The sequence below is a fragment of the Pseudoalteromonas sp. NZS100_1 genome, from assembly GCF_015864285.1.
GTDB classification, from domain to species: domain Bacteria; phylum Pseudomonadota; class Gammaproteobacteria; order Enterobacterales; family Alteromonadaceae; genus Pseudoalteromonas; species Pseudoalteromonas arctica.
On sequence record NZ_JADYXN010000029.1, the window covers coordinates 45722 to 57382 of the forward strand.

An 11661-nucleotide genomic window follows, 5' to 3' on the forward strand; every position below is an offset into this window, starting at 1 on the left:
ATAAATTAAGCATAGCGGGTAATTCTCTACATGCTAGCAGGATATGCTCCTGTAATGCTGGTGGCATAAAAAAGCCCCGCATAAATGCAGGGCTTAGTATTACTGTAATAAATTAGCTACAGTAAATATTAACCAATTTTTTTGTACTTAATACGTTTAGGTTCAGTTGCTGCTGCACCTAGTGTCTTTTTAAGCCACTCTTCGTATTCAGTATAGTTACCATCAAAGAAGTTAATTTGACCTTCGTCGCGGTAATCTAAAATGTGCGTAGCAATACGGTCAAGGAACCAACGGTCATGCGAGATACACATTACACAACCAGGGAACTCTAAAATAGCGTTCTCTAGTGCACGTAGTGTTTCAACGTCCAAGTCATTGGTTGGCTCATCGAGTAGTAACACATTGCCGCCAGCTTTTAATAACTTAGCAAGGTGTAAACGGTTACGCTCACCACCTGATAGGTCTTTAACAAACTTTTGCTGATCGTTACCTTTAAAGTTAAAGCGACTTACATACGCACGGCTTTGGAACTCAAAGTTACCAATTTTTAGTACGTCTTGACCGTCTGATATTTCTTGGAAAACAGTTTTGCTTTCGTCCATACCGTCGCGGAACTGATCAACAGTAGCAAGGTGTACGCTTTCGCCAACGGTAATGCTACCGCTGTCTTGCTTTTGCTCACCACTGATCATTTTAAACAGCGTTGATTTACCCGCGCCATTCGCACCAATAATGCCCACAATGGCACCTTTTGGCATGCTAAAGCTTAAATCGTCAATTAAAACGCGATCGCCAAAACTCTTACGAAGATTAGTTACTTCAAGCACTTGATCCCCTAAACGCGGGCCAGGTGGAATAAACATCTCGTTAGTTTCGTTACGTTTTTGGTAATCAGACTGCTGCATTTCAGTAAACTGAGCCATACGTGCTTTTGACTTAGCTTGGCGACCTTTAGGATTTGAACGAACCCATTCAAGTTCTTGCGCAATTGATTTTTGACGTGCTTTTTCAGATTTTTGTTCTTGCTGTAAGCGCGCATCTTTTTGTTCAAGCCAAGAAGAGTAGTTACCTTCCCATGGAATACCTTCACCACGGTCAAGCTCTAATATCCAACCAGCTACATTATCAAGGAAGTAACGGTCATGCGTTACCGCCACAACAGTGCCTTCGTAATCGTGTAAGAAGCGCTCTAACCATGCAACCGACTCAGCATCCAAGTGGTTAGTTGGTTCATCGAGAATAAGCATGTCTGGTTTTTCAAGCAGTAATCGACATATAGCAACACGACGACGCTCACCACCTGAAAGGTGCTCAATTTTAGCATCCCATTCTGGCAGACGAAGTGCATCAGCAGCACGCTCTAAAACGTTATCAATGTTGTGACCATCGTGCGCCTGAATAACAGCTTCAAGCTCGCCTTGCTCTTTTGCAAGTGCGTCAAAGTCAGCGTCTTCCATGGCGTATTCGTTATACACTTCGTCAAGGCGTTTAAGTGCGTGTTTAACTTCGCCAACAGCTTCTTCAACAATTTCACGAACTGTTTTGCTTTCGTCTAAAACAGGCTCTTGCGGTAAATAACCAATTTTTGTACCAGGCTGAGGATGTGCATCACCTTCAAAATCTTGGTCAACACCGGCCATAATACGTAGTAACGTAGATTTACCAGAACCGTTTAAACCAAGCACACCAATTTTAGCGCCAGGAAAAAAATGTAACGAAATATCTTTTAAGATAGTGCGCTTAGGTGGCACAACCTTAGATACTCGACTCATCGAGAATATAAATTTATCAGGTAAAACCATGGAGGAAAGCCTTCAAATAATAATAAAAATTTCAATGTTGTATTGTAGTGGCTGACAGGTGAAACAGTCAACGAATGGCGGGTTTTAAAGCACTAAAGCATGCTTGTAAGTAAAGTATAAAATCATGAATAAATTTCATTTAGACATCTATACATCTAGAGGTTGATATTTTTTACTTTCAGTTCATAATTAAGCTTCGGTTTTTATGAGCAGGAGTAAAGTATGCCAATTACAGTAAAAGACGAGTTGCCGGCAATTGCACGTTTACGTCAAGAAAACGTATTTGTAATGCCAAAAACACGTGCAAAAACGCAAGAAATACGCCCAATGCGTTTGGCTATTTTAAACTTAATGCCTAATAAAGTAGAAACCGAAGTACAGTTTATTCGCTTGCTTGCCAACTCGCCTTTGCAAGTAAACGTAGAACTACTGCGCCTCGACACTCACCGCAGTAGCAGTAATTCAGAAGAGCATCTTGATACTTTTTATCGTTATTTTTCCGAGGTTAAAGACAACAATTACGATGCGTTAATTGTAACCGGTGCGCCACTTGCCCATTTAGAATACGACGATGTAGCGTATTGGGATGAGCTAAAGGTCATTATTGATTGGGCTGAGCAACACGTTACCTCTACGTTATTTTCGTGCTGGGCAGCGCATGCAGCGTTATATCACCGTTACAATTTAAAGCGCGATTTAAAAGACGACAAACTGTGTGGCGTATTTACCCACCAATGTTACTTTGATCACGGCGCACTGACTCGCGGATTCGACGACACCTTTTTGGTACCGCACTCACGCTACGGCCACATTGATATAAATAAAATAAACGCCTGTGATGAGCTAGTTGTACTGGCTGGTTCTGAGCGAGTAGGGGCTTACTTACTTAAAAATAAATCGGGTAGCCAAGTGTTTATAACCGGTCATCCTGAGTACGACGCCGACTCGCTAAAAGCAGAATACGAGCGCGATTGTAAAAAAAGCCCTAATGCACCAAAACCCGAAAATTACTTTCCGGATGATGATGCAACCAAACAACCTTCAAAAACGTGGCAAAGCCATGCTTTTTTACTTTTTTCGAACTGGTTAAATTACTACGTGTACCAAACCACACCGTATGATATTAATTTAGTTAGCCAAGACGTGAGGACTAACAACTATGCCGAATAACGCTCCTACAAATAATAAGCAAGCCGAAATAAGCGCCGCATTAAAAGAACGCATTTTAATTTTAGATGGCGCTATGGGCACCATGATCCAAGATCATAAGCTAGAAGAAGAAGACTATCGCGGAGAGCGTTTTAAAGACTGGCATGTATTAATTAAAGGCAATAACGATTTATTAAGCCTAACCAAGCCCGATTTAATCACTGATATTCATCGTGGTTTTTTATCAGCGGGCGCCGATATTATCGAAACCAATACGTTTAACTCGACCACTATTTCGATGGAAGATTACGACATGGCAAGCCTAAGTCGTGAAATAAACCTAGAGTCGGCTAAATTAGCACGCGCAATGTGCGACGAATTTAGTGCTAAAACGCCAGAAAAACCGCGTTACGTAGCCGGTGTTTTAGGGCCGACATCTAAAACGTGTTCAATTTCGCCAGACGTAAACGATCCGGGTTACCGAAATGTCACCTTTGATAAGCTGGTTACTGCGTATATTGAATCAACACTTGCATTAATGGAAGGCGGCGCCGATTTAATACTAATCGAAACTATATTCGACACCCTTAATGCAAAAGCCGCCTCGTTTGGCGTTGAAGAAGCCTTTGAGCAAGCAGGGCGCACATTACCAGTTATGATTTCGGGGACTATTACCGACGCCTCTGGCCGTACGCTTTCGGGGCAAACAACCGAAGCATTTTATAATTCTATTCGCCATATTAAGCCTATTTCTATTGGTTTAAACTGCGCGCTTGGTCCTGATTTACTGCGCCAGTATGTAGAAGAGTTATCGCGCGTGTGCGAAACCTTTACATCGGTACACCCTAATGCAGGCTTACCAAATGAGTTTGGTGAATACGACTTAGAAGCGGGCGATATGGCAACCGAAATTATCGATTGGGGTAAATCGGGCTTTATTAATATAGTAGGCGGATGCTGTGGCACCACGCCTGCGCATATTCGCGCTTTTGCAAAAGGTTTAGCGGGCGTTAAACCACGCCAACTACCAGAGCTTGAAGTACGCATGCGTTTATCAGGCCTTGAAGCCTGTAACTTAAATTAAGGAGCCAGCATGACCCAACAAATAGCAGTATTTACTAATGTCGGCGAACGTACCAATGTAACGGGTTCTGCCATGTTTAAACGTTTAATCATGGAAGAAGACTTTGAAGCCGCGCTAACCGTTGCCCGCGAACAAGTAGAAAACGGCGCACAGGTTATTGATATAAACATGGACGAAGCCATGTTGGACTCAAAAGCCGCCATGGTTAAGTTTTTAAACTTAATAGCCTCAGAGCCTGATATTTCTCGCGTACCGATTATGGTTGACTCTTCAAAATGGGAAGTAATAGAAGCAGGCTTAAAGTGTATTCAAGGCAAGGCAATTGTTAACTCAATATCGCTAAAAGAGGGCGAAGAGCCGTTTATTCGCCAAGCTAAAATAATAAAACGCTTTGGTGCAGCCGCTGTTGTAATGGCGTTTGATACCGACGGGCAAGCCGACACGGCAGACCGTAAGTTCGCAATATGTGCGCGCAGTTATAAAATATTGGTAGAAGACATTGGCTTTGCGCCAGAAGATATTATTTTCGACCCAAATATATTTGCCGTAGCCACCGGTATAGAAGAGCACGACAACTACGCCGTAGAATTTATTGAAGGCACGCGCCGTATTAAGCAAAATTTACCGCACTGTAAAGTGTCGGGCGGGGTGTCAAATGTATCGTTTTCGTTTAGGGGTAATAACCCAGTACGTGAGGCTATTCACTCGGTGTTTTTATATCACGCTATTCAAGCTGGTATGGATATGGGTATTGTAAATGCAGGGCAACTAGCCGTTTACGACGACATACCAGAAGAGTTACGCAAAGCCGTTACAGACGTAATACTTAACACCGACTCAGGCGCAGGCGAGCGTTTAGTAGAGCTTGCACCAAAATACTCGGGTATGGCGCAAGCCGAGCGAGTAGAAGATTTAGAGTGGCGCACATGGCCTGTTGCAAAACGCCTTGAGCACGCGCTTGTTAAAGGTATTACTACCTTTATAGATGAAGATACCGAAGAATGCCGCGCCGCAGCAGCTAAACCTATTCACGTAATTGAAGGGCCGTTAATGGACGGCATGAACGTAGTAGGCGACTTATTTGGCGCAGGAAAAATGTTTTTACCACAAGTTGTTAAATCGGCGCGCGTAATGAAGCGAGCCGTAGCCTACCTAGACCCCTACATTGAGCTTGAAAAAGAAGAAGGCTCAACTAACGGTAAAATAGTGATGGCGACCGTAAAAGGTGACGTACACGACATAGGTAAAAATATTGTGGGTGTTGTACTGCAATGTAATAACTATGAAGTAATCGATTTAGGTGTAATGGTACCTGCCGATAAAATACTGCAAACCGCAATCGATGAAAAAGCCGATATTATTGGGTTGTCGGGCTTAATTACCCCATCGCTTGACGAAATGGTGCACGTAGCAAAAGAAATGAAACGCCGTGGCTTTGAGCTCCCATTAATGATTGGTGGCGCTACTACTTCTAAAGCGCATACTGCCGTTAAAATTGAGCCACAGTACGACAAGGGCGTAGTGTACGTAAGTAACGCCAGCCGTGCAGTAGGTGTGGTATCAAGCTTGTTATCTAAAGAGCTAAAACCTGCCTTTTTAGAAAAAACAAAAGCCGAGTATGTAAAAGTACGCGAGCAACAAGCGCGTAAAAAACCACGTTCTAAGCCTGTTACAATCCAGCGCGCACGCGATAACGCAGCACAACTCGATTGGGATAACTACACGCCACCAGTGCCTAAAAAGCTTGGCGTGATCGAGTTTAAAAACGTATCAATCGCTACTTTGCGTAAATACATAGATTGGACGCCATACTTTATGACGTGGTCAATCGCCGGTAAATACCCGCGCATAATGACCGATGAAGTCGTAGGCGAGCAAGCGCAAAGCTTATTTAAAGACGCTAACGACATGTTAGACGACCTTGAAAAAGCCGGCAGTTTGCAACCACTTGGCGTAATAGGTTTATTCCCTGCTAACCGCGTTGGGGACGACATAGAAATATACACCGACGAAACACGCAAAACGCTGTTAACTACTTCATGCCATTTACGTCAGCAAACCGAAAAAACCGACTTTGCTAACTACTGCCTAGCCGACTACATAGCACCCAAAGGCACACCAGACTATTTTGGCGCGTTTGCAGTAACAGGCGGTTTAGAAGAGGACGACTTAGCAAATGCGTTTGACGCACAGCAAGACGACTACAACAAAATAATGATTAAAGCGGTTGCCGACAGACTCGCAGAAGCGTTTGCAGAATACCTACACGAAAAAGTACGTAAAGAGTATTGGGGTTTTGCACCAGACGAAAACCTAGCAAACGATGAGCTAATACGCGAAAACTACCAAGGTATTCGCCCAGCGCCAGGTTACCCTGCGTGCCCAGAGCACACCGAGAAAAAGAAAATTTGGCAGTTGCTCGACACCGAAAAACGCATTGGCATGCAGTTAACCAGCTCATACGCCATGTGGCCAGGTGCTGCTGTTTCAGGTTGGTACTTTTCACACCCAGAAGCTAAGTACTACGCAGTAGCAGCGGTACAACGCGATCAAGTAGAAGACTACGCTAAACGAACTAATATGACGCTCGCAGAGGCAGAAAGATGGCTATCGCCTAACTTGGGGTATGATCCGGAGTAAATAGAACAGCTGTCCGTTAAAACAAAAGCGAGCTTAATTAAGCTCGCTTTTTTGTTTTTGTCACACGACATTAATAAATATTGTTCTGGTGAAAAATAATAAAGACCTGTTCTTATCCAAATAATCATATATTTACAAAAAGTTTATTTAGTGAAATTATTAAACAAACGAATATAAGCATTTTTGGGATGTTATAACTCCTCCAAAAGTGGAACATAATAGGCTATTTAATGCTTATAGATAAGGAGAATGAAGTGAACGATGTAGTATCATTTGCTGATGAAAGTGGAATTTCAAAAGGATCACCTTGTTATACTATCGGTATCTTAAATGTTCCAAGTGGATATTTAGATGAATTCAATTTTAAAATTGAACAAATTTATAAATCGAGTGGGATTCGAGGTGAGATAAAATGGGAAAAAATAAGAAAAAGCTCAGGACAGATTAATTTATGCTTAAATATCTTAAAGTTTGTACTAAGTAGCCCGTGTACTTTCCATGCCATTGCGGTATCAAAAGCGCCTTATCAAAAATGGCATAGAGATGAAGAAGCGGCTTTTTACACAACGTATAATCAACTTCTAAATCAAAGTAGTAAAGGTTTAAACGCTAACTTTAAAGTATATATAGACCAGAAAAGTACAAAATATCCTAAACAAGATGAAGTAATTCAAATTATTACTAATCATATGCTTGCTAAATTACCAATATCTTCAAAAATTGAGCTTGTATCTATGCAGGACTCTAAGCTCCATTGGGGTTTACAGGCTGTTGATATACTAACTGGGGCAGTTAATACTGGTTATCTTTTATATTTCAACCCCAAATCTGATATGCAAATGGCAAAAAAACTAGCCACTTTTCGAATGGCTTCAATTTTAGGTTGGGATCAATTAGCCTACGATACTAGACCAAATAATATGTTTAACATTTGGCATTTTCCAATAGAAACTAGAGCTATACCAGACACTAGAGATATAGTTCCCAATTTTGCAGTACCAAATGTTAGCAGAGCAGAATATGAAGTTATAACAGGCTCTTAATAAGGTTTTAAACGAACTGTACTTAGGGAGAACTTTGTAATTTTACTCGCTTCTGTTTCATTTCGTACTTAATAACAAAAGGGCTCAAATCTTTCATTTTCAATGACTTTAATTGAAGGACTATCAATGAAGTATCTAAATTACATATTCCTTTGCTTATCTCTACTTTTCACATCTAGCACATTTGCGCTTGAGCAAAAATATCACGAGAGCGTTTTACCTGTTATTGCTGCTTTTAAAACGCATGATAAAACTGCGATTGCTGCACTTATTAGCTACCCGCTAAAACGACAGTACCCCATACCTGACATTAAAAATGAAGCTGAGTTTATTAACCGCTTTGATGAAGTGTTTGACGATGAACTCGCCAAAGTTATTGCCGCCTCAAACATTAATACCGATTGGGATAAAGTTGGTTGGCGCGGCATTATGCTAAATAACGGCGTTATGTGGGTTGATACTGACGGTAAAATTATTGCTGTAAATACACAAAATACTAAAGAGCAGGCACTTGCTAAAAGCTTAATCGAACACGATAAGCAATCCTTGCACGCAAGTATCAACACTTTTGAAAAACCAGTACTTGATTGGAAAACGGCTAACTACCATATTCGTGTTGATGATTTAGGGGGGCATAATTATCGGTATGCATCGTGGGGTATTAATAAAAAGCCAAGTGATAAGCCTGATATGGTTTTACTAAACGGCGATATTACATTTGAGGGTAGCGGCGGGAATCATCACTATACGTTTAAAAATGGTCGCTATAGTTATGTGCTACAAGTAACCATTATTGGCTGCGATACATCACCACCAGGTTGGCTTGAAGTTTATAAAGACGATGAGCGATTACTATTTGAAGATGTTATAAGCACTCATTAATGTATGTTTTAGTATGCTTGATAATGTAGATCTGTTTTTAACAGTAAAACGTTCTAATAATTAGTATTTTTATAAAATAGATCTAAGTGGTAGGCTAAAAGTAGTAAGTATAAAATAGTAAGTAATTAAAAATAGTTCTCGCGCAACAAGGAACCCTCCTGTAAAGCGCTTTGCCAAGGAGTTTAGTATGATCACGCTTACCATTAATGGTAATAAACATGAGTTTTCTGGCGATCCGTCAACGCCAGTATTATGGTATCTCCGAGACGAATTGAATTTAACCGGCCCTAAATTTGGCTGTGGTATGGCTCAGTGCGGTGCGTGTACTGTGCATATTGATGGGGTAGCTCAGCGCTCGTGTGTATTACCTGTAGCGGCAGTAGCGGGTCTTTCAATTACAACAATTGAAGGGTTAAGCGAGCAGGGCGACCATCCAGTACAACAAGCATGGGTTGAGCATAAAGTACCGCAGTGTGGTTTTTGCCAGTGCGGCCAAATGATGCAAGCTGCAAGCTTATTAGCTGCCAATCCAAACCCTACCGATGATGAAATAGTAAGTAATATGTCGGGAAATATTTGCCGTTGTGGTACATACCCGCGTATTCATAAAGCAATTAAATCAGCTGCTAAAACAATGGCGAGTGTTCAGTATTTCGACCCAAATGAACAAGGGGAAGAAGTATGAACCAAGATAACAAATACTTTGATTTAACCCGCCGTAAATTTTTAAAAACTAGTGCCCTAGGTGCGCTAGTGCTGGGTACTTATTTTGTTGGCAGTGCGCCAAGAGCATTTGCTGGCGTGTTAGAGCAGCCATCTGAGCTGGCAAAACGCGCAAACTTATTTATTGCACTGCGCCCAGACGGCATGGTTGAAATAACCTGTCATCGCTCTGAAATGGGTCAGCAAATTCGCACCGCGATTGCACAAATAGTTGCCGATGAAATGGAAGCCGCGTGGGATAAGGTTATTGTTATTCAGGGTAAGGGCGACCCTAAATACGGCGATCAAAATACCGATGGCTCGCGCAGTATTCGCTACAACATGCAGCGCCTGCGTGAAATGGGCGCAAGTGTACGTTACATGATGCAGCATGCTGCCGCTAAGTTTTGGAAAGTTGATCCACAAACCTGTACTGCTAATCAACACGTTGTTACACACAGCTCAGGTAAATCGCTTACTTATAAAGATTTAATCGACTTAGCGCTTACAATAACGCCACCAGAAGCTGACAAACTAACGCTTAAAACACGCAAAGAATGGCGCTACATTAATACCGGCATGGCACACATAGATTTAGCCGATTTAGTAACAGGTAAAGCTATATTTGCAGCCGATGTACGCGAACCACAAGCGCTGGTGGCTATAATTGAACGCCCGCCGGTAGTAGGCGGTGTTGTTAAGTCGTTTGATGCCAGTGCTACAAAAGCGATAAACGGCGTTATAGATGTTATTGAAATACCTGCACCAAAAGGCGCACCGCAGTTTCAGCCAAAAGGTGGCATTGCGATTATAGCTAAAAACACATGGGCTGCATGGCAAGGGCGTAAAGCATTAAAAGTCGTGTGGGATGATGGCAAAAATGGCGATTACAATTCAAAAGAATTTAAAAAGTCATTATTACAAACGGTACAAACTCCACAGGCAAACATACGTGATAAAGGCGATGCCATGGGCGTGTTGGGTAAGTCGAGCAATAAACTCGTAGCTGATTATTACGCGCCGCATCTTGCTCAAGCACCAATGGAGCCGCCTTGTGCAACAGCGATGTACAACAAAGACAGTGTTGATATATGGGCTGCTACGCAAAATCCACAAGCCGATATGAAAACAGTGGCGGCAATGCTTGGCATGGATGAGAGCAAAATTAATGTTCACGTTACCATGTTAGGAGGCGGTTTTGGGCGTAAGTCAAAACCTGACTTTTCAGCAGAAGCAGCTTACCTTTCAATGAAAGTAGGCAAGCCTATTCGTGTGCAGTGGACGCGTGAAGACGACATACAACATGGTTTTTACCATGCAGTTTCGGCTCAGCACATTGAAGCATCGCTAGATAAAAATGGCGCTATAGAATCTTATTTACACCGCACCGCGTTTTCACCAATTACCTCTACCTTTTCAGAAGGGGCGACTACGCCAGGAAGCTTTGAACTGCGCTTAGGATTTACCGATAACCCTATTAACACACCTAATATGAAGTTAGAAAACGGTGATGCGCAAGCCAAAGCACGAATTGGTTGGATGCGCTCTGTATCAAATATTTTTCATGCCTTTGCTATTCAGTCATTTATTGGCGAAGCTGCGCACAAAGCCGGTCGCGACCAAAAAGACTATTTACTAGACACTATAGGTCCGAGTCGCATTGTTGATGTAACTGAGCAAAATGCCACATACGATAATTATGGCGGCGATAAAGCAGTTTACCCTTTAGATATTGGCAGACTGCGCCATGTTATTGAAAAAGTGGCTGACATGAGTAAATGGGGGCGAGAGCTTCCTAAAGGTCGAGGTTTAGGCATAGCAGCACACAGAAGCTTTCTAACTTACGTAGCTACGGTAGTTGAAGTAGAAGTGTCGGATGCTGGCGATTTAAAAGTAATTAAATCTTGGGTTGCCATTGATGCGGGTACGGTTGTAAACACCGACACTGTTAAAAACCAAACCCAAGGTGGCTCTATTTACGGTATTACAACTGCAATCAGCGATGGTATTACCTTTGATAAAGGGCGCGTACAGCAAAGTAATTTTCATGATTATCGCGTACCGCGTATGAGCGACGCACCTCTTGAGATTGAAGTTGAAATTGTACAAAGCGATGCACCACCAGCAGGGGTAGGCGAGCCATCTACACCGGTTTATGCGCCAGCATTATGTAATGCTATTTTTGCAGCGTGCGGAAAGCGTATTAGGCAGTTACCGATTGGTAACCAATTAAAAGCGTAGCTAAATAACCTACAGCTTAAACAAAAAAACCGCCAAATGGCTAACACCGATCAGTTAAGGTATTTTTGATCGGTTGACCGATCTTTTGGTTGCTTCACAATACCCTTATCATCTTTTG

8 protein-coding genes are annotated in these 11661 nt (G+C 42.1%); 7 read left to right on the plus strand and 1 reads right to left on the minus strand.

What is annotated here, in order from left to right; translation table 11 throughout:
• Positions 1–128: 128 nt before the first annotated feature.
• A complete protein-coding gene (gene ettA, locus I6F66_RS16820; RefSeq protein WP_007581203.1) occupies positions 129–1802 on the minus strand; it encodes an energy-dependent translational throttle protein EttA in 1674 nt (557 codons plus the stop codon).
• Positions 1803–2024: 222 nt separating this feature from the next.
• On the opposite strand from ettA, the gene metA reads away from it, so the two are divergent.
• The 7 genes from metA (at position 2025) to I6F66_RS16855 (ending at position 11543) form a co-directional block, all read left to right on the plus strand.
• Positions 2025–2972 carry a homoserine O-succinyltransferase gene (gene metA, locus I6F66_RS16825; RefSeq protein ID WP_007376156.1) on the plus strand — a complete coding sequence of 316 codons (948 nt, stop codon included), beginning with the start codon at positions 2025–2027 and terminating at the stop codon, positions 2970–2972.
• The gene (locus I6F66_RS16830; protein ID WP_197209487.1) at positions 2962–4035 is read left to right on the plus strand and encodes a homocysteine S-methyltransferase family protein; all 1074 of its coding nucleotides are present in this window, start codon (positions 2962–2964) and stop codon (positions 4033–4035) included. The genes metA and I6F66_RS16830 overlap by 11 nt, the downstream gene beginning before the upstream one ends.
• 9 nt (positions 4036–4044) lie before the next feature.
• The gene (metH, locus tag I6F66_RS16835; protein WP_197141195.1) at positions 4045–6675 is read left to right on the plus strand and encodes a methionine synthase; all 2631 of its coding nucleotides are present in this window, start codon (positions 4045–4047) and stop codon (positions 6673–6675) included.
• A 254-nt stretch (positions 6676–6929) separates the two neighbouring features.
• Complete coding sequence (locus I6F66_RS16840; protein ID WP_197209488.1) at positions 6930–7718, plus strand: DUF3800 domain-containing protein; 789 nt, start codon at positions 6930–6932, stop codon at positions 7716–7718.
• Positions 7719–7844: 126 nt separating this feature from the next.
• A complete protein-coding gene (locus tag I6F66_RS16845; protein ID WP_197209489.1) occupies positions 7845–8600 on the plus strand; it encodes a hypothetical protein in 756 nt (251 codons plus the stop codon).
• Positions 8601–8787: 187 nt separating this feature from the next.
• A complete protein-coding gene (locus I6F66_RS16850; RefSeq protein ID WP_165721286.1) occupies positions 8788–9285 on the plus strand; it encodes a (2Fe-2S)-binding protein in 498 nt (165 codons plus the stop codon).
• A complete protein-coding gene (locus tag I6F66_RS16855) occupies positions 9282–11543 on the plus strand; it encodes a xanthine dehydrogenase family protein molybdopterin-binding subunit (RefSeq protein ID WP_197209490.1) in 2262 nt (753 codons plus the stop codon). The genes I6F66_RS16850 and I6F66_RS16855 overlap by 4 nt, the downstream gene beginning before the upstream one ends.
• Positions 11544–11661: the final 118 nt, after the last annotated feature.

What these genes read in the sequence shown, in the direction of transcription:
- ettA (WP_007581203.1), bottom strand. Translation starts at nt 1,802, where the DNA reads ATGGTTTTACCTGATAAATTTATATTCTCGATGAGTCGAGTATCTAAG.
- metA (WP_007376156.1), top strand. Translation starts at nt 2,025, where the DNA reads ATGCCAATTACAGTAAAAGACGAGTTGCCGGCAATTGCACGTTTACGT.
- I6F66_RS16830 (WP_197209487.1), top strand. Translation starts at nt 2,962, where the DNA reads ATGCCGAATAACGCTCCTACAAATAATAAGCAAGCCGAAATAAGCGCC.
- metH (WP_197141195.1), top strand. Translation starts at nt 4,045, where the DNA reads ATGACCCAACAAATAGCAGTATTTACTAATGTCGGCGAACGTACCAAT.
- I6F66_RS16845 (WP_197209489.1), top strand. Translation starts at nt 7,845, where the DNA reads ATGAAGTATCTAAATTACATATTCCTTTGCTTATCTCTACTTTTCACA.
- I6F66_RS16850 (WP_165721286.1), top strand. Translation starts at nt 8,788, where the DNA reads ATGATCACGCTTACCATTAATGGTAATAAACATGAGTTTTCTGGCGAT.
- I6F66_RS16855 (WP_197209490.1), top strand. Translation starts at nt 9,282, where the DNA reads ATGAACCAAGATAACAAATACTTTGATTTAACCCGCCGTAAATTTTTA.